This is a genomic window from Paenibacillus sp. NPDC055715, assembly GCF_053617595.1.
In genome coordinates, this window is record NZ_JBSHGA010000005.1 from 189,815 (window position 1) to 209,202 (window position 19,388).

The window sequence follows — 19,388 nt, forward strand, 5'->3', positions numbered from 1 at the left end:
TGAGTTATGAGCATTTCGATGATATGGGCTATGGCACAAAACGGCATCATTGGCCGGGATAACAACCTTCCTTGGCGCCTGCCGAGAGATATGGCATTTTTCAAGGAGCAGACGATCGGTAAAACCGTACTCATGGGGCGCAAGACATGGGAATCCTTTGGCGGAAAAAGCCTGCCAAAACGGCGTAACATTATTTTGACCCGTGACCAGAGCTATCTGGCGGAAGGCGCAGAAGTGATCCATTCTTTGGAAGAAGGACTCCAATTGGCGGCGCAGGAAGAACTGATGATCATCGGCGGCTCGGAGATTTATTCGCTGTTCTGGACACATGCTGATCGGCTAATTGTCACCAGAATTGAAGAGAACTTCGAGGGGGATACGACTTTTCCCGAGCTGGATTGGAACGGCTGGAATGTAGTCAGTGAGACTCCCGGTGTCAAGGATGAAAGAAATCCGTACGACTACCGTTTTGTCGTTTACGAGAAGGCGAAGTAAGATTGGGATACATTTGACCTCGCTCATTTGAAAAATTAATGAATCATATAAAAAATCCTTTTGGCTGTTGATGCAGAAAGTTGCATAAGTTTTCATTACTTTTTCGCTGTATTGTGATACAATAAATCAAATTCAACGAGAGTAGACCCTTTCATGATACTAACAGACAAATTCGAATTTGACTCAAATTCCGAATGGATGAACGGGGTTCATAAGCGAAGAGATGGGGGAACGTAACATGTCTACACCAACTGGATTTATGGAATACACACGACAGCTTCCTATAGACCGGGATCCGGTAGAGCGTATCAAGGATTGGGAAGAATTCCATAAGCATATGTCCGAAGAAGAGCTGCGTACCCAAGGGGCACGTTGTATGGACTGCGGAACTCCTTATTGTCATACGGGAATGGACATCATGGGGGCAACTTTGGGCTGTCCGGTTCATAATCTTATTCCAGAATGGAACAATCTCGTATATCGCGGTTTGTGGAAGGAAGCACTGGATCGGCTGCACAAAACGAATAACTTTCCAGAATTTACTGGGCGTGTCTGTCCTGCGCCATGTGAAGGTTCCTGTACGGTCGGTCTGATCGGGCAATCTGTTACGATTAAGACGATTGAGGAAGCTATTATCGAAAAAGGCTTTGAGGAAGGCTGGGTTGTCCCTAATCCGCCGGAGAAGCGTACAGGCAGACGGGTGGCTATTGTCGGCTCGGGTCCGGCTGGACTGGCTGCTGCTGCGCAGCTTAACAAAGCAGGGCATAGCGTAACTGTTTACGAGCGTGCGGATCGTGTTGGCGGGCTGCTGATGTATGGTATTCCTTCCATGAAGCTGGACAAAAAGGTTGTTCAACGTCGTGTGGATTTGCTGGAGGCGGAAGGCATTCAGTTCATTACGAATACAGAGATTGGAAAGGATATTCCTACCGATCAGCTGATTGCTGAGTATGATGCGGTTGTACTGTGCGGTGGTTCTACGAAGCCGAGAGAATTCAATATTGAAGGTAGCGATTTGAATGGTGTTCATTATGCGATGGATTATTTGAACGGTACCATCAAGAGTTACATGGATTCCAATCTGGAAGATGGCAACTATTTGTCCTCCCAGGGTAAGGATGTTATTGTGATCGGTGGCGGTGATACAGGTTCGGACTGTGTAGCTACTTCATTGCGCCATGGATGTCGAAGCGTCACTCAATTTGGTACACATGCTAAAGCTCCTGTAGAACGTGACCCAATTGCTAATCCTTGGCCACAATTTCCAAATGTGTACACTCTCGATTATGCACAGCAGGAAGCGAAGGCGATATTCGGGGAAGATCCGCGTGAGTTCTCCATCATGACAACAAAGTTTGTAGGTGATGAGAACGATAATTTGAAAGAACTGCACACGATTCAAATTCAGCGTATTGTCGATGAAACGGGCCGGAAGATCTATCAGCCAATTCCGGGTACGGAGCGCGTATTCCCGGCACAGATTGCTCTTATTGCCATTGGATTCGACGGCCCTGAGCAAACGATTGTGGAGCAAATGGGTGTGGAAACCGATCGTCGTTCTAACGTTAAAGCACGTTACGGGAAATATGTTACGAATGTAGATAAGGTTTTTGCTGCTGGTGATATGCGTCGCGGGCAAAGCCTTGTTGTGTGGGCCATTAATGAAGGTCGGGAAGCCGCACGTGAGGTCGATAAATACCTGATGGGCGCTACCGTTTTGGTGTAAATATTGTTCTGTATTAGTTACCAGTCAAAGCTCCATCCTCGGATGGGGCTTTGTTGCGTTTAAAGGGCTAGCGTGCTCAGGTTTGTAAAATGCGAATGGATAACTATTGTGTTACAAATTTTTTTGAAACAGAATTTGTTATCATTGTAAGTAAAGGAACATGAATTGGATGTTATATAATATGACTTATGAAATATTTTCAAAATATATAAGTTTGTTTTCTACAGCGATCAGAGCATAAAACCAGAAGTGAAGTGTAACTTTTTTATTGAAAAGCGAAATTATTTTACGTGAATAATCAAAATTTTTTATGTGTAATATAAAACAACATTTATATTACTTTAAAAGTCAAGTGTGTTTTGATTTTAGGTTGAGCTTCATTTAATCATCCTTTATAGCTCTTTTACATTGGCCTTATAGATAATGAAAGTGACTACTATCGTTTCATGGCTTCGTAAATCATCACCTGAGAGAATGATGATATCTATGGTATAATACGCGTATATTGTTGAAGCGCTAGACCAAGTGAATGGACAAAGGAGCTTTCGCCGGGAGAAGGCTCCTTTTGCATGAGGCTGTGCGGCCTGTGTTTCATTTATATCCCATGTATTACGTATGAGTCAGGGAAGGAAACAGAAGGCTGTCAGGAAGGAATGGAATACGAATGAAGACGTTGATTGTTGCTGAAAAACCGGATATGGGGCGCACCATTGCAGCTGTTATGGAGCCGAGGGCCAAAAATAACCGTACCTATCTGGAGGGGGAGAAATACATTGTAACTTGGGCGATCGGCCATTTGCTGGGTCTTGCTGAGCCGGATGCATACGATGCCAAGTACAAACGCTGGAATATTAAAGATCTTCCGATTATCCCCGAGCAGTTTAAAATTGTGCCGAATCCGAAAACAAAAGATCAGCTGAAAATAATTGGTGAGTTGGCCAAACGCTGCAATGCCATCGTGAATGCTTGTGATGCGGGGCGCGAGGGGCAATATATTTTTGCGTTAATTCAACAGCAGTTGAAGTTGCGCCAGCCAGTCAAGCGGCTGTGGATCTCAGATTTAACGGCGGAGAGTATTGCGGCAGGCTTCGAGCGTTTGCGAGATGCTTCGGAGTTTGAATTTCTAACTCAGGCTGCGCGGGCACGAAGTGAAGCAGACTGGTTGATTGGTATGAATGCCTCCAGAGCCTTTACAACACGGCATAACGCGTTGCTGTCGGTCGGACGGGTGCAAACTCCTGTACTGGCATTGATTCATGACCGGGAAAAGGAAATTGAGGCGTTTCAGTCTCAAACCTTTTATGACGTATGGGCAGAGTTTAAGCAAGACCAGATCAAGTACAAAGGGGCGTGGCAGGGAGAACGGCTGACCAAGCCAGAAGAAGCTGAGGCGATAGCAGCGGCAGTTCGCGGAAAAACAGGTAAAATCACAAAATATGATACGAAGCAGACGAAGGAATATCCGTTCAAGCTGTATGATTTGACGCTGCTTCAACGTGAGGCGAATGCCAAATATAGTTATTCAGCCAAAAAAACGCTGGATGTGGCACAAGCGCTCTATGAGCGGCATAAGGTCATTTCCTATCCGCGTACCAATTCCAACTATGTAACGGAGCAAAATATTGACGGCATGCACAAGACGCTTCGTATGCTAGGCACAGGTCCTTATGCAGATCTGGTACAGCAAGCGAACCCCAATTTGGTCCATAAACAGAATAAAGCTGTCTGCAATCCATCCCGTGTTGAGGATCACCATGCTATATTGCCGACGCTTAAAAGACCAGGAACGCTCAGCAAGGAGGAGCAAAATGTATATGACCTGATTATTCGCAGGTTTTTGTCACATTTCTTCCCGCCTGCCGAATATAAAATGCATACCGTGATGACCCAGGTGGACAAGCATCTGTTCAAAACAAGCATCAAGGAGCTTCTGTCCTTGGGCTGGAAAGTAGTTTTGAGCAAGGCTGACCAGGATAAAGGAAAAAAGAGCAAATCACCCAAGAAAGAAGAAGAAGAGGAAACAGACGAATGGACGGACAAGAAGTTTGAGATTGATGCAGGCCGTCCTGTGGATTGTATTCGTGCCGAGATGAAAGAGAAGGCGACACAGCCGCCTAAAAGCTACACTGAGGGCACGCTGCTTAAAGCCATGGAAAGCGCAGGCAAGCAGATGGAGAATGAGGAACTGCGCGAAGTGATGAAGGATGCGGGACTGGGTACGCCAGCGACACGTGCTGCCACGATTGAACGGTTGAAGAAGGTTGGCTACATTGAAATGAAGGGTAAAAAGATCCTCATTACGGATAAGGGGAAAATGGCTATTGATCTGATTCGTCATGCGGGGGTTGACCTGCTTGCCTCGCCAGAAATGACAGGCCAATGGGAACGCCGTCTGCATCAAATTTCCAAGGGAGAAGCTGCCCAGGAAAAGTTTATGGATAACGTTAAAAAGTTTACGTTATCCATCATTGACAAGGTAAGGCAGCAACCACCGGCACCAGCAAACGCTTTTGGCGAGGAAGCAAGAGGCAAACGCTCGGGTAGTAAGGGAGCCACCCGTAGTGGAGGAGCAAGCGAAAGTACCACCACCCAAGGGGCTGCACGCGCTCCGTCACGGCGTACTGCGGCTGCATCGGGTTCAGTTGGAAGCAGCTCTGGCGTGAGGGCAGTGCGAGCTTCGTCCGTCGAGCCGTCGGGCACTTCGCCGGGCCAAAGACAGGCTTTAGGCAGCTGCCCGCGGTCGAATTGCGGCGGGAGCATTATCGAAGGCCGCAAAGGGTATGGATGCAGCCACTACAAGCAGGGCTGTGGCTTCGTCGTCTGGAAGGAATATGCTGGCAAGCAGATTACGGAGACAATGCTCAATTCCCTGCTGACAAAGGGACAAACGCAGTTGTTGTCTTTTAAGCGCAAAGATGGAACCACTGTCAAAGCGCGAATTGCTCTGAATGAACCGGGTACAGGACAGCTAAGTGTACGCGAGGAAACCTGACATGGAGAAATCTAAACTGAAAAAAGGACCCTATCCAAGGGTCCTTTTTTGTTGATGTAATTGTATGCTTTCATGGATGACTCGCGGTACTTCCGTTAGCTTCTGTATAGTATACATCACGGAGTTAACGTTTTTTTGCAACTCAACCATATTGTAAATCCATTCCTTGGGCTGCTTGAGATACACGGCATGAATGCCTGCCGCAAGGGCGGGAGATACATCGGTGCGCAGGGAGTTTCCAATCATCCAGGTGATGCTTCGTTCAAAGCGGTTCATCTGGATAATTTCCTCCAGTGCCTCGACATTTTTATGCTGGCGAATATAGATGCGATCATCAAAATAGTTAGCCAGCTTCATTTGTTCAATCTTCTTTTCCTGAATGACCTGCTCACCGCCGGTGTAGAGATGCAGGGAATGTCCGGCTTTTTGGAGCGAGTTTAACGTTTCGACCATCCCGGGATACGGCTCGATTTCCTGCTCGTACACACTTCGGCCAAGCGAGCGAAGCTCCTGCTCTTCCCGAGGCTCTGTACGGCGTCCGAATTGCTCCGAGAAAAAGTGGTACGTATCAATTAAGGATTGTGGAAAATGCTCGCTGGCAAAGCCCACCTGATGAACCCCAGCCACATCAATTTCGATTTGTTTTTCACGAATTGTATTTTTCGTCAGGTTATGGGCTGCAAACCATTCCTGAAGCAAATCGAAAAAGTGGTTGAGAATAAGGTTGAAATACTTGTTGCAGTGGACCAAAGTGTCATCAAGATCAAATAAAATGTGCTGCTTCGGATACGACATGTTACATACTCCTTCCAAGCCAACGCTTTAACGATGTTCGGTTATAACTGAGGGTACATTTCAAATTACAGTCCGATATAGGATTCCAAAAATACCTGTAAATCAGCCGCTCCGTCGGGGCGAATGCTGAATTTTTCCTTGTGATAACGTCCAATGTGGATACGGAGCAGGCCAGCTACTCGCAAAATCATCATATCAGACATGAGCGTGTCTTCCAATCGGCTCAAATCATGACGCATATCTTCGAGAGATTTAGGGCCTTGAGCCACGTAACGCAGAATCCGCAGACGTTGCGGGTCATTTACTGCCCGGGTCAGCCGAAGCAGAAGTGTAGGCGGTTCTTCCTCGCTTTTTTCGGGAACGTCTACCGGATACTGGATCAGCAGCATACGGGTATAAAAACAATACGAATTGATCGGGCGGTTGTGGACGACTGGAAACAGAACAACTGTATCCAAATCTTCCATATGAGGCACGATCAGTCCGGCTGTGGCGTATTCAACCAGTGCTTCCGGCTCCATTTTGCTCAGAAGCATGCATTTTTCTGCAGCGTCTTCCTCTGCCAGCACACGCAGTTCGCTTTCCATTGCCCGGAAATAGTCACGATCCCATAATTTGAGGAGAGGGGTATACACCTTGCGGATGCGCAAAGATTCTTCAAAGGTAAAAAAAGGAATATGCGGAACAATCAGCTCGAACATATCTTCATCCGGTCCGTGGTCCAAATAAGCGATATAATCGGATATTTCATCCGATTCCGGTCGAAGCAAAGCCCAAACATAAAGCGCGTCATAATCGCTAAAAGGGCAATCCTGTGCCGTAGCAAGCTCGGTGCGAACTTCGTTTTGTAGCCGTGCATCCACCTTGTCGATCCACTCATGGCCCAAGTCCATGTCGTGTACCCACTTTTTGGTTACATAGGCCATAAAGCTGCCGAGTAATTCGTAAATTGGAGAAGTGTCTATTTTAATTTGATAACTCATGGAATCAAATGCCTCCTATTCTGTCTTCGAGCCCAGCGGTAAACGTAATTAAGTCCGTCCATAAGCACAACATGAGCATTTTGAAATTGCTCACTTATTTATTATGGCTTGTTCTGCTGGACATTGTCCACTATAATATAAAATAGCGCGCTGTGACGTGATTGGGTTCGGATTGAACATACAAGGCTTCCTAAATGATGCGGAGTCGAATACATATCAGAAAGGCTTTCCGTAAAATCGTCAACTCAGATGGCGATTTTACGGAAAGCCTTTCTTTTATACACTAAAAATATGAGAATTTGCAGTCTGGGAAGTGTGATTGGACCTAACATTAGCGGGCGCTACTGGACTATGGAACCCAAGGCAGCATGTTTCTAGTTCTCGGGGGCAGCTACGTCGTTTTTTTGGGGTGTTGGGATTGTTATTCCGAAAAAGAATCTCGACGACATAAAACTACGGTTTGCATGGTATTTGTTTCACATTTACTATAAACTATAGACAGTATTCATGGCGGATAAAGGGGAATCACAAAGATGATCAGAATACAGAAACTGACCAAGCAAGTGGGGCCTGAACGGACTCCGTTACTCCGGGGAATTGATGCTGAAATTCATCCGGGCGAACTGATTGCCGTAGTGGGACCGAGCGGAAGCGGCAAAACGACGCTGCTGCGCTGTCTTGCTTTGCAGGAGTCATGGGAGAAAGGCAGTCTGATGGTGGACGGCCATGATGTGCTGAAATCCGGATGGATGGGCAAAATGAAAATAAAGCGGGAATGGGCATATCTGGAGCAAAATCCGCATTTAAATATGAATCGGACCGCTCTCAAAAATGTGCTGATCGGCAGATCGGATCAGACTCCGTTATGGAGAATGGTGACCGGGATGGTGCGTTCTGACGATTATATGGGAGCAATGGACGTATTGGAGGAACTGGGCTTGCTGGATAAGGCGCATGACAAATGCGACAAGCTTAGCGGCGGTGAGCGGCAACGGGTAGCGACTGCGCGTGCGCTTGTTCACGGAGCCAAGGTCATTTTGGCTGATGAGCCTGTAAATGGACTTGACCCGACTTCAGCAGCTCACGTGATGGATACCTTTCGCAAGCTTTGCTCTGACGAACGGGTGACGGTAATCACCGTACTGCCGCTGGAGATGGCTGAACGCTTTGCTTCCCGTATATGGGGATTGAACGGCGGCGAACTCGTATTTGATATTCAGGGCAGACGACTGACACAGGTGGAAAAGAACAAATTGTGAAGGGGACGACAAGAGAAGTGAAAATGATGTTGTTGAGAATGTTAACTGGCTGCTTCGCATCACTGCTTCTTGTTGGATTTTTAAGTGGCTGTAATGTCATTAGCGATCCGATTTCGCTTATGCAGGCACCGATGATGTCTGACGAGAAACAGCAGTTGAATGGTGCAGTGGTTACGCAGCTTGGAATGGTACAGCCTCTGCGGCCAAATGATCCTGATGACCCGACGCCGATTCGGACGGGGGATCTGAACAATGATGGTACAGACGAAGCGGTACTTTTTTATGAAACGCCAGACGAAAGTGTAAAAATACATGGAGCCTTGTTCGAGGATCAGAACGGAACGTGGGTAAAGAAGCTGACGTTTGACGGAGAAGGTACTGTGCTGGAATCGTTCAAGCTGGTCGATGTAACGAATGATGGCACGCTCGATATTGTAGCAGGCTTTTCCAGCGGGGATAGCGGTGATGGAAACGATCAGAAGGGACTCATCGTGTATTCTTATACCGGAGGAACTCTGGAGAAAATATATGCTACAGGTTATACGGACTTCGTCGTAGACGATTTTAATCATAACAAGATGGACCTGAACGGGGACAATTTGAATGACTTGACGATTATCACGCTGCGCCGTAATGAATTTTTCACGGTCAAAACATTTCAATTCAGCGGGGGAACCTTTAAGGAAATCGGATCGCTGGATTTGGACAGTCAGGCTATTAGTATCTACAATGTCGTCGCTGGTAAGTTAGCCGAGGGCAGGCAGGGGGTCATTATAGATACCAAGATCGCCCAGACAACTACGGTGTCCAACGTCATTGTGATGGACCATAGCAAGCTCAAAAAACTTGATCTCATGGATGTTACCTTTAAGGATGCTACCATTACTAGCGGTGATGTGGATGGTGATGGCATTCTGGAATTTGGAAATCTGGAGAAGCCGAAAGGCTGGTCCAACAGGCCGCTGGATGAAGTACCGTATTTTGTATCGTTCTACCAGTGGGATGGGGCAAAGGGAACGATTTTCAAGCAGCAACAGTATCGCGACTCCAATGATCAGATCTATTTCAGACTGCCAAAGGAACTGCACGGCAAGGTGACCATTGATCCGAAAGTATCAAAGAAGGACAGCTATTTGCGGTTCATTCTGGACAATACAGACAAAACGATTGCAGAAATTAAATATTTCTCGTTGTCGCAATGGGAGCGAAATAATGAAGGATATAGCCAGTTATGGCGAACCAATGCGCAGGTGATTGGTATCAAGAGATCCAGTGAGCTGGAACCGCGTAAAACCATTAAAAACAAGTTGGAGGAAAGGCAGGTAGAATAGAGTGAGTAAAGTTTTAATCATGGAAGACGAGGAATCTATTCGCAGCTTTATCGTCATAAATTTGAAACGAAACGGTTTTGAGGTGTTGGAGGCGTCGGATGGGCATGAGGCTCTTAATATCTTGAACACGGTGCGGGATATTGATATCGCGTTGCTTGACGTAATGGTGCCCGGTATGGACGGTTTCGAGGTCTGTCGAAGAATTAGAGAAACGAATGAGCGAATTGGTATTATTTTCCTAACAGCGAAGGTTCAGGAGCAAGATAAAGTATATGCTCTGTCGGTAGGGGCTGATGATCATGTGAGCAAGCCCTTCAGCCCGACGGAGCTCATTGCCCGTATTCAATCGCTGCTGCGCAGGGTAAATGTACACCGCGAGACGGCGGCCAAAGTATCCTTTCAGTCCGGTCCGTTCACGCTGGATCTGATTGCCAAGCAATTTAAGAAAAACGGGCAGCTGATTGAGCTGACGCCAACAGAGTTTTCCCTGATTCAATTTTTTCTGGAAAAAGAAAATACACCGCTCAGCCGGGATGTTTTGCTTGACCACGTGTGGGGCAAGGAATATATGGGCGATCCAAAAATCGTGGATGTAAACATCCGGCGGCTACGACAAAAAATTGAGAACAATCCTTCCGAGCCTGTCTTTTTGCAAACGGTTTGGGGTCATGGATATAAATGGAAAGGTCAGGCCCAATGATCAAAAAAGGGATTGGCAGACAGATTGTGCTTCACTATTTTTTTGTGGTGTTCTTGGCGCTTCTGTTGGTAGAAGCTATTTTCATGTTTGCAATCCGGGCGTACTATTACGACACGATTTATAAGCACGTGGAAAGTCGCATCCAATCGGTAAGTGAGTTTGCGCCCAAATTCAAGGAGCCGGGACAATCTTTGCAGTCGTATCTGCTTAATACGTTTTCACTAGGGGATACGGAACTGCAATTGCTCGACGAGAAGGGGAATGTAATAGATAATTCCACGAACTTTGCGGCAGAAACAAGTGTACAAACTAGCGATGTGACGCAAGCGTTAGCGGGGGATACGGGGAGCTGGATTGGGAAGCAACCCGGCACGGGTCAGCAAGTGATGGCGGTATCCAAAAAACTGGATAATATCGTCGGAGATCAGGTGTATATTGTTCGATATACGACCTCGCTGGAAATGGTCAACGACAAGCTATTTACCATTACGCTTTTCTCCGTGGGCATCATGGTAGCTGTACTGGTTATTGTATTCGTGGTCAGTACAGGGCTCGCTAATTCCATCGTTAGGCCGATTAACAATATCCGTGATGTATCAGCTCAGATGGCGCAAGGACGATTTGATGCACGAATTAAAGGCGATTATCGCTTTGAGTTGGGCGAACTGGCTTCGACACTAAATTACATGGCACAGGAAATTGTCAGAACGAATCAAATCAAGGATGATTTTATCTCGTCCATTTCCCATGAGCTGCGTACGCCGTTGACTTCTATTAAGGGATGGAGTGAAACGCTGAATTCCGGTGGCTATGATCCTGAGGAGACGAAGATCGGGATGCAGATTATTTCCAAGGAGACGGACCGACTGATCGGTCTGGTAGAGGAGATTCTTGATTTTTCCAAGCTGGAACAAGACGCAATGAAGCTTGTCATGGGAACAGTCGATCTGCGCGAGCTTTTGCAGGAGATTATGCTGAACGTATGGGCCAAGGCGGAAATGAAGCAAATTAAACTCCAACTGGACTCGGAGGAAACGGCATTTCTGGTTCATGGAGATGGCAACCGTCTAAAACAGGTGTTTTTAAACATTGTGGATAATGCCATCAAGTTTTCGCATGAAAGCTCTATTATTTTTCTATCTCTGCAACGGGTCGGAGACAACATCGAGATGTCTGTGCAAGACACAGGAATCGGGATTAGCACGGAGAATCTTGCCAGAGTAAGAGACCGCTTTTTCCAGGTAGACCATCAGAATGGTGGTACGGGATTGGGATTGGCAATCTCACAGCAGTTTGTGGAGCGTCATCAAGGACAAATGCTCATCAAGAGTGAATTGGGAGCAGGCACCACCATTACAGTTTCATTGCCTGCTTTGCAAGACGAGCAACCCCTAGAGCCACCGCAATTCACTGAAGGCTAGTAATATAACCCGAAATTTAGTTAAACATATTTAAATTGGAAAAACAGCCAATCCTCCTATAGTGGAGGGCTGGCTGTTTGACGTTTTTTGTTCCATTATGAAGTAAAACCTTCAGCGCGCAGGTGTGTGTTGCGCTCATAAGCTTCTTTCAGCATGCGGGCCGTTTGTGGACGTACCGCCATTTTGCCGAACACTGTTTCATTCGGTCCGATAACCCTAATTCCACTGGGGTCACCCTTGATGACTGCACCGTCACGAATCACAGCACCTTCACCGATGATCGCGTACTCAATATTCACATTACGACCGATGCGGGTGTTAGGCATAACGATACTTTCCTTAATAGTTGAGCCTTTACCTACCTCGACGCCGCTAAATACGACGGAACGTTCGATTTGACCTTCTACTTGGCAAGAATCATGCAGGAGACTGTCCAATGACTCCGTTTTGCGGTTAGACAGCTTGTGTGCGCTCAATCTTGTACGGCGTTCACGCGTATACATAGGCCAGTCCTTACGTTGAAGGTCAATGGCGCAATCCTCTTGCAAAAGATCCATATGGGAATCCCACAGGCTTTTAACCGTACCTACGTCCTTCCAGTAGCCTTGGAATTCATAAACGTATAGGGATTCTTGCTCCGCCAGCATTTTAGGAATGATGTCTTTACCAAAATCATGGCTGGATTGGGTATTTTCTGCGTCCTCAAGTAGATATTTTCTCAGATAATCCCACTTAAACAGGTAAATGCCCATGGAGGCCAGGTTACTTTCCGGTTTCTCTGGCTTCTCGGCAAATTCTGTGACACGCAAATCCTCATCGGTACTCATGACACCGAAGCGGTGCGCTTCATCCCAAGGTACTTCCATAACGGAAATCGTAGCCGCAGTATCTTTTTCCTTATGGTAGTTCAGCATTTCACGATAATTCATATAGTAAATATGATCACCGGATAAAATAAGCACGTGTTCCGGGTTTTGGCTGTCTATATATTCGATATTTTTATGAATGGCGTCTGCCGTTCCCAAATATTCAGCGTTATTTGTATTATAAGATGGAAGTAAGGTAACTCCCTTGTCGTTCGTCTTGGTAAGACCCCAAGGGGTTCCATCTCCAATATGCTCGTGTAAGGATTCCGCCTCATATTGCGTCAGCACACCTACAGTATTAATGTCTGAATTAACACAGTTGCTGAGAGGAAAATCGATAATTCGGTAATGACCGCCAAAGGGTACGGCGGGTTTTGCAATTGTTGAAGTAAGGGGAGCAAGACGGCGTCCCTCTCCGCCTGCCAGCAGCATGGCAATGCATTCTTTATTGAACATTTCGTTTCCCTCCCGGTTTAGTTGTCTGTTGTAGTACATACATAAACGGTATGGGGTTCTCTTGAAACCATTAGGTGTGTAAGATCCCCCAAAATTAAGGTTTATTTTCTTCATAGTCATTTTTCTGTTCATTGTGGCTAGAATGGGGTAATAATTCAGGTCAGCTTTGACCGGAAAGCAAATGTATTTCCGAATCATAGATTTTGTACTAAAAAACATATAAAGGTGGTGGCGTGATGACAGACCAAACTCTCCCGCAACAGGCTGTATCGCCGGAAGATATTTATTTGTTTCACGAAGGAACGCTTTATCACAGCTACCGATCTTTGGGTTCCCGCCTTACTATGGAGAACGGAGAACAGGGCGTCCGTTTTACGGTCTGGGCTCCTCATGCTCTCCATGTCGGGCTTGCTACAGATCGTAACAACTGGAATGGGGAACAGGATTCCTTATATAGAGTTCCCGAATCCGGCTTTTGGAGTCGTTTTTTTTCGGGTATATCCCAAGGAACTTTTTACAAATATGATATTACGGGTGCAAATGGTGAACGTTTTCTAAAAGCAGACCCTTACGCGATACGCGCAGAATTAAGACCGGCAACGGCTTCCGTGGTCGCTTCACTGGAGGGCTATGTTTGGAACGACACGGCTTGGCGGCGCAAACGGAGAGAGCCTTATGGAAAACCTCTTCATATATACGAGCTGCATTTGGGCACCTGGAAACAAAAAGAAGACGGTACGTTTTATACATACAGGGAAATGGCTGAGCTTCTTGTGCCCTATGTAACGGAAATGGGCTATACGCATATTGAGCTTATGCCGCTCAGTGAGCATCCCTATGATCTTTCCTGGGGATACCAGCTCACCGGATATTTTGCGCTGACAAGCCGCTACGGTGAACCCCATGATTTTATGTATTTGGTGGATCGGTGTCATCAGGCGGGCATCGGGGTGCTTATGGATTGGGTTCCGGCTCATTTTGCCAAGGATGCTCATGGTTTGAGACTGTTTGATGGATCGCCGTTGTTCGAATACGCGGACCCGCTGATCGCGGAAAAGCCCGGCTGGGGAACGCTGACGTTCGATTACAGCAAGCCGGAGGTGCGTTCTTTCCTGATATCCAATGCGTTGTTCTGGATGGACGTGTACCACATTGACGGCCTGCGCGTAGATGCTGTGACGAGTATGCTGCGGCTGGATTTTGAAAAGCAGGGTGGACAATATCGTTTTAACTCCAAGGGAGGCATTGAAAATGAGGAGGCTATTGCCTTCCTGCAACAACTGAATGAAACGGTATTCCGCTATTATCCATATGCGCTGATGATGGCAGAGGAGTCCAGTGCCTGGCCGATGGTGACTTCCCCGGTAAGCGATGGAGGACTCGGCTTTAATTACAAATGGAATATGGGCTGGATGAACGACACACTTGATTATATCGAAACGGATTTCGATCAGAAGCCTGAGCGCCATAATTTGCTGACGTTCCCCATAGCCTATGCATACAGCGAGAATTTTACACTGCCGTTGTCACACGATGAGGTCGTTCATGGTAAAAAGTCGCTGCTTGACAAAATGCCGGGTAGCTATGAGCAAAAATTTGCCGGGCTTCGAGCGCTTCTCGGTTACCAAATCACCTCACCGGGCAAAAAGCTGTTATTTATGGGAGGGGAATTTGGACAATTCATCGAATGGAAGGATGAGGAGCAGCTTGACTGGTTTCTGCTGGATTATGACAGTCACCGTTCGCTGCACGCTTTTACGAAAGCGCTGAATCATTTATATATACAGGAAAAAGCATTATGGGAGCTGGATCATTCGTGGGATGGATATCAGTGGATTGAGGCGGAGGACCGTGGGCAGAGCGTAATTACGTATTTACGTAAAGGTAAAAGACCGGGAGATACACTGGTCGTGCTGATTAACTTTCAGCCGGTGCCAAGAGAGAACTACCGCATTGGGCTGGAAAAGGCAGGGAGCTATATCGAACTGTTGAACAGTGACCATTCGGACTTCGGTGGTAGTGGCCAGTTGAACACTGAAGTGTTGCGCACGACCAAGACCCCTTGCCATGGACAACTGCACAGCCTGGGGGTGACCATCCCGCCGCTGAGCGTCGTTATATTGAAGAAAGCGCCCCGGAGGGCTAAAAAAGAAGATTAATCCATGTTACAAATGGTTTAAAATAGGGTTGAGGTCATTAAGGAGGAAGCATATATGAAGATTCTATTTGCAGCAGCAGAAGCACATCCATTTATTAAAACAGGCGGGTTGGCTGATGTCATTGGTGCACTGCCGAAGGCCCTTCTTCAGGCAGGGTGCGATGTCCGAATCATGTTGCCTAAATATGCGGGGATTCCCGATACTTATAAGAAGTCACTGCGTCCGGTAACGGTCAAGCATGTCGCTGTAGGCTGGCGTAATCAGTATTGTGGAGTAGAGGAACTGACGCTGGACGGAATTAAGGTTTATTTTATAGATAATGAATATTACTTCGACCGTGACGGGATTTACGGTTATATGGATGATGGCGAGCGCTTCTCCTTTTTCAACCGGGCGATTTTGGAAGTGCTACCTGATCTGAATTTTAAGCCGGATATTTTGCATTGTCATGACTGGCATACCGCGATGGTGCCGTTGCTATTGAATGCCAATTACCGTCATTTACCCTTTTACAGTGATATTCGCACCGTGTTTACGATACATAACCTGCTGTATCAGGGGGACTTTCCATATGAGGTCTTAACGGAACTACTGAATCTTGACGGTAGCTATTTTACCCCTGAGGGTGTGGAGTATCATGGCAGACTGAGTTTTATGAAGGGTGGGCTAACCTACTCGGATCATGTCACCACAGTAAGTCCTACCTACGCAAAGGAGATTCAGACGGAATTTTACGGATATGGACTGGAAGGGTTGCTGCGTAAGCTGGGTGAGCAGGGACGTTTGTCGGGTATTGTGAACGGAATTGATACCAAAAGCTACAATCCTGCTACGGACAATCGTATTTATACGAAGTACCGCACCAGTCTGGCGAAGAAAAAGGAAAACAAAATCGGTCTGCAAAAGGAGCTGGGTCTGCCGGTACGACCGGATGTGCCTTTGATTGCGATGGTAACCCGACTTGTGGATATGAAGGGACTGGATCTAGTAACGAGGGTGCTTGATGAGATCATGTATTATGATGATATTCAGTTTGTCGTGCTGGGCACGGGAGATCCGGCCTTTGAGCACTGGTTCCGGGAAGCGGCGGGACGTTATCCCCTGAAAATGTCGGTGCAGCTCGCTTTCAGTGAACCTTTGTCCCGCAAAATATATGCCGCAAGCAATATGTATCTTATGCCGTCGAAGTTTGAGCCTTGCGGGATCAGCCAGCTGTTGGCGCTTCGCTATGGAAGCATCCCGATTGTGCGGGAAACGGGCGGTCTGAACGATACCGTACATGCTTACAACGAGTCTACAGGTGAAGGGAACGGCTTTAGCTTCAAAAATTACAATGCGCATGACATGCTGCATACGATTCGTTGTGCGGTTGATTTTTATCACCAGCCTGAGCATTGGTCCAAGCTTACGAATACCGCTTTTACAGAAGAGTACAGCTGGGATGTGTCGGCGGGGGCGTATCTGGATATTTACCGTTCACTGATTGGAAACGAATGAACTAAATCGACCGGGCAGGAGTGACTGAACAAAGCAGAATTGACATAGTAAGATGGAAAAGGACATTCCTCATGAAGCCAATAGTGGCTGAGGAATGCCCTTTTTTGCTGTGATCAATTGCCTATGACGTCCCTGGGAAAGGGAAGAAGGAGACGGAATCTTAGGAAAAATGCATTACGGCGACGTGTCCGTCGATTTCCTCGGTTCCTTCGGTATAATGCGCGGAATAAAAACCAAAAATGAAGATGTCGACTACAATAAACCATGCCAAAAAGCTGCTCATATCCTGTAAGGCCGCTCCTGGCAATTTGAATGTCTTTTAGACCGGTATAGGCCAAAAATTCCTCATTTCCCAGCTCCGGGTTTGCGACAATATATAAAGAAATGTCCTTGAAATGTGCTGCATGCATTGCATATTCATGCATATTCATTTATAATGACACAATCTTATTATTATAAAGAATTTAAGGAGAGAAAAAAGATTGAAAAAGCTATATCGTTTTACCGCCCTAGTTTTGACGGCGGTTATCTTGCTGTTGGCTGGTCTTCCCATGCTCACCGCATACGGAACGGAAGCAAAGACTAAACAGAAGCTTGTACTTGGCACAAGCGCAGACTTTGCGCCGTATGAGTTTCATAAAGTCATCAATGATAAGGATACCATTGTCGGCTTTGACATTGAAATTGCCAAGGAAATTGCCAAGGATCGTGGGATGGAACTGGATACTCAGGAAATGAGCTTTGATTCACTGCTGGCCGCGCTGCAAAGTGGTCGTGTTGACATCGTACTTTCAGGTATGACACCCACAGATGAACGCAGAAAGAGCATTGATTTTTCCGATGTATATTATCACTCCAAACAGGTTATTTTGGTACGTCCGGAGGATAAGGATAAATATCCGACAATGGCTGCCCTGAGAGGTGAGAAGGTAGGTGCGCAAAAAGGGACTATTCAAGAGGAAATTGCGCAAAAAATACCAAATGCTTCTGTAACTTCACTGGATAAAATATCTGATTTGGTGCTTCAACTTGAAACCCGGCGTGTAAATGCGGTTGTTATTGAAGATACGGTTGCCAAAGGATATCTAATGGGTGGGACTGTAGCACTCGCCAAGGCCGTTCCTGAAAATGGCGGAGCACAAACTGCTGTAGGTATTCGCAAGGGTAACACAGAGTTACTCGCTTCTGTCAATAAAACGCTAGCTCGTTTAAAAGCAGAAGGAGCCATCGAAAAGTTTTCTTCAGAAGCAAGTTTACTTAGTATCGATCGAAAAGTCTCGTCCGATAACATTGTAGATATTTTTTGGAAGTATCGCAGTTTTTATGCTACAGGTGTCGGCAACACGCTGTTGCTGTCCGCGCTTGGGGTGCTGTTCGGATTTATCATTGGTCTGATTATATCCTTGATTCGGATGAGCGGTGTACGTATTATTGAGTGGTTGGGTACTACTTACGTAGAGGTACTGCGTGGCACACCTATGCTGGTGCAGCTCATGATCATCCACTACGGCGTTGCTTTGACGCTAGGCGTCAATTTTTCCCCACTCCAGTCCGGTATACTTACATTGTCACTGAATAGCTCGGCATATCTGGCTGAAATTTTCCGTGCAGGTATTCAAGGAGTAGACCGTGGTCAGATGGAAGCAGCCCGTTCACTCGGTATGGGACGAGGCAAAGCTATGCGTCACGTCATTTTACCGCAAGCGTTTAAGTCCGTACTGCCTGCCATCGGTAATGAATTTATTACGATTATTAAAGAATCTTCCATCATTTCTACCATCGGTATGGTGGATCTTATGTATCAGGCTCAAACGATTAAGAATATCACTTATCAAGGGTTAAGTCCGTTCGTAATCGCAGCCGCTATTTATTTTGTAATGACATTCAGCTTGTCGAAGCTGTTGGGTTTATGGGAAAGGAAGTTGAGAGCCAGTGATCACCGTTAAACAACTGCGTAAATCGTTCGGCAAAAATGAAATTTTAAAAGGCATAAATGTAGATATTGCCAAAGGCGAGGTTGTTGTCGTCATTGGACCGAGTGGCTCGGGAAAAAGTACATTTTTGCGTTGTATGAATCTGCTGGAGCAGCCGACTGACGGGGAGATTCTGTTTGAGGGCGAGCCGATTACGGCACGCGGTCACAACATTAATGCAACTCGTGAGAAAATGGGCATGGTGTTCCAGCACTTCAATCTGTTCCCACACAAAACAGTACTGCAAAATCTTACACTTGCGCCAACTCAGGTTAGAGGCCAGTCGGCAAAGGAAGCAGAGAAAATTGCGTTGGAGTTGCTGCGTACCGTTGGACTTGAAGACAAAAAAGACACCTATCCAAATCAGTTGTCCGGTGGACAGAAACAGCGGATTGCAATTGCGCGCGCCTTGGCGATGCAGCCGCATGTGATGCTCTTCGATGAGCCGACCTCCGCCTTGGACCCTGAAATGGTTGGGGAGGTGCTGGACGTGATGAAGAAGCTGGCTGAGGGTGGCATGACGATGGTCATCGTAACGCATGAGATGGGCTTTGCCCGCGAGGTAGGAGACCGCATTATCTTTATGGATCACGGTCAAATTGTGGAGCAAGGTACACCGGAGCAGGTTTTTGGTACTCCAAGCCATGATCGTACTCGGGATTTTCTTGCCAAGGTTTTGTAAGAAATAAGCTTCTTTAAGGTTATGAAGTAAGCCCTCCGCGGTGGAAGTTTGAC

At 46.6% G+C, this 19,388-nt stretch carries 14 protein-coding genes; 11 read left to right on the top strand and 3 right to left on the bottom strand.

Annotation, left to right across the window (positions count from 1 at the left end; genetic code table 11):
• Positions 1–6 precede the first annotated feature (6 nt).
• The 3 genes from ACWGOO_RS11085 (at position 7) to ACWGOO_RS11095 (ending at position 5,213) form a co-directional block, all read left to right on the top strand.
• Positions 7–495 (top strand): dihydrofolate reductase, encoded by a 489-nt coding sequence (locus ACWGOO_RS11085; RefSeq protein WP_452483303.1) that lies wholly within the window; start codon positions 7–9, stop codon positions 493–495.
• A gap of 238 nt (positions 496–733) precedes the next feature.
• Entirely contained in the window at positions 734–2,221 is a 1,488-nt protein-coding gene (locus tag ACWGOO_RS11090) for a glutamate synthase subunit beta (RefSeq protein ID WP_452483305.1), read from the top strand.
• Positions 2,222–2,885: 664 nt separating this feature from the next.
• Complete coding sequence (locus tag ACWGOO_RS11095) at positions 2,886–5,213, top strand: DNA topoisomerase 3 (RefSeq protein ID WP_452483307.1); 2,328 nt, start codon at positions 2,886–2,888, stop codon at positions 5,211–5,213.
• Between the two features lie 30 nt (positions 5,214–5,243).
• On the opposite strand, the gene ACWGOO_RS11100 is transcribed toward ACWGOO_RS11095, so the two are convergent.
• Together ACWGOO_RS11100 and ACWGOO_RS11105 are read right to left on the bottom strand one after the other, a co-directional pair.
• On the bottom strand, positions 5,244–6,008 hold the full coding sequence (locus ACWGOO_RS11100; RefSeq protein WP_452483309.1) for an HAD family hydrolase: 765 nt from the start codon (positions 6,006–6,008) through the stop codon (positions 5,244–5,246).
• A gap of 65 nt (positions 6,009–6,073) precedes the next feature.
• On the bottom strand, positions 6,074–6,991 hold the full coding sequence (locus ACWGOO_RS11105) for an ArsR family transcriptional regulator (protein ID WP_452483311.1): 918 nt from the start codon (positions 6,989–6,991) through the stop codon (positions 6,074–6,076).
• Positions 6,992–7,524: 533 nt separating this feature from the next.
• Here ACWGOO_RS11105 and ACWGOO_RS11110 point away from each other — a divergent pair.
• From ACWGOO_RS11110 to ACWGOO_RS11125, 4 genes are read left to right on the top strand one after another with little or no spacing between them, the layout of a single operon-like run.
• A complete protein-coding gene (locus tag ACWGOO_RS11110) occupies positions 7,525–8,250 on the top strand; it encodes a phosphonate ABC transporter ATP-binding protein (RefSeq protein ID WP_452483313.1) in 726 nt (241 codons plus the stop codon).
• Positions 8,247–9,581: a hypothetical protein gene (locus ACWGOO_RS11115; RefSeq protein ID WP_452483315.1), complete on the top strand. Its 1,335-nt coding sequence runs from the start codon at positions 8,247–8,249 to the stop codon at positions 9,579–9,581. Before ACWGOO_RS11110 ends, ACWGOO_RS11115 begins: the two co-directional genes overlap by 4 nt.
• 1 nt (position 9,582) lies before the next feature.
• Entirely contained in the window at positions 9,583–10,281 is a 699-nt protein-coding gene (locus ACWGOO_RS11120; protein ID WP_452483317.1) for a response regulator transcription factor, read from the top strand.
• Entirely contained in the window at positions 10,278–11,702 is a 1,425-nt protein-coding gene (locus tag ACWGOO_RS11125) for a sensor histidine kinase (RefSeq protein WP_452483517.1), read from the top strand. The genes ACWGOO_RS11120 and ACWGOO_RS11125 overlap by 4 nt, the downstream gene beginning before the upstream one ends.
• A gap of 95 nt (positions 11,703–11,797) precedes the next feature.
• Here the strand turns inward: ACWGOO_RS11125 and ACWGOO_RS11130 are convergent, their stop codons facing one another.
• A complete protein-coding gene (locus ACWGOO_RS11130; RefSeq protein ID WP_452483319.1) occupies positions 11,798–13,024 on the bottom strand; it encodes a glucose-1-phosphate adenylyltransferase in 1,227 nt (408 codons plus the stop codon).
• Positions 13,025–13,260: 236 nt separating this feature from the next.
• Between ACWGOO_RS11130 and glgB the strand changes: the two genes are divergently transcribed.
• From glgB to ACWGOO_RS11150, 4 genes are all read left to right on the top strand, one after another.
• On the top strand, positions 13,261–15,183 hold the full coding sequence (gene glgB / locus ACWGOO_RS11135; RefSeq protein ID WP_452483321.1) for a 1,4-alpha-glucan branching protein GlgB: 1,923 nt from the start codon (positions 13,261–13,263) through the stop codon (positions 15,181–15,183).
• A gap of 54 nt (positions 15,184–15,237) precedes the next feature.
• Positions 15,238–16,680, top strand: coding sequence for a glycogen synthase GlgA (gene glgA, locus ACWGOO_RS11140; RefSeq protein WP_452483323.1), 1,443 nt, complete (start codon positions 15,238–15,240; stop codon positions 16,678–16,680).
• Between the two features lie 482 nt (positions 16,681–17,162).
• Positions 17,163–18,626, top strand: coding sequence for an ABC transporter substrate-binding protein/permease (locus ACWGOO_RS11145; RefSeq protein WP_452483325.1), 1,464 nt, complete (start codon positions 17,163–17,165; stop codon positions 18,624–18,626).
• Positions 18,613–19,335, top strand: coding sequence for an amino acid ABC transporter ATP-binding protein (locus ACWGOO_RS11150; protein ID WP_452483327.1), 723 nt, complete (start codon positions 18,613–18,615; stop codon positions 19,333–19,335). The genes ACWGOO_RS11145 and ACWGOO_RS11150 overlap by 14 nt, the downstream gene beginning before the upstream one ends.
• Positions 19,336–19,388 lie beyond the last annotated feature (53 nt).

Excerpts from the sequence above, each read along its gene's own strand:
- ACWGOO_RS11085 (WP_452483303.1), top strand. The coding sequence starts at position 7 with ATGAGCATTTCGATGATATGGGCTATGGCACAAAACGGCATCATTGGC.
- ACWGOO_RS11090 (WP_452483305.1), top strand. The coding sequence starts at position 734 with ATGTCTACACCAACTGGATTTATGGAATACACACGACAGCTTCCTATA.
- ACWGOO_RS11095 (WP_452483307.1), top strand. The coding sequence starts at position 2,886 with ATGAAGACGTTGATTGTTGCTGAAAAACCGGATATGGGGCGCACCATT.
- ACWGOO_RS11100 (WP_452483309.1), bottom strand. The coding sequence starts at position 6,008 with ATGTCGTATCCGAAGCAGCACATTTTATTTGATCTTGATGACACTTTG.
- ACWGOO_RS11105 (WP_452483311.1), bottom strand. The coding sequence starts at position 6,991 with ATGAGTTATCAAATTAAAATAGACACTTCTCCAATTTACGAATTACTC.
- ACWGOO_RS11110 (WP_452483313.1), top strand. The coding sequence starts at position 7,525 with ATGATCAGAATACAGAAACTGACCAAGCAAGTGGGGCCTGAACGGACT.
- ACWGOO_RS11125 (WP_452483517.1), top strand. The coding sequence starts at position 10,278 with ATGATCAAAAAAGGGATTGGCAGACAGATTGTGCTTCACTATTTTTTT.
- ACWGOO_RS11130 (WP_452483319.1), bottom strand. The coding sequence starts at position 13,024 with ATGTTCAATAAAGAATGCATTGCCATGCTGCTGGCAGGCGGAGAGGGA.
- glgB (WP_452483321.1), top strand. The coding sequence starts at position 13,261 with ATGACAGACCAAACTCTCCCGCAACAGGCTGTATCGCCGGAAGATATT.
- glgA (WP_452483323.1), top strand. The coding sequence starts at position 15,238 with ATGAAGATTCTATTTGCAGCAGCAGAAGCACATCCATTTATTAAAACA.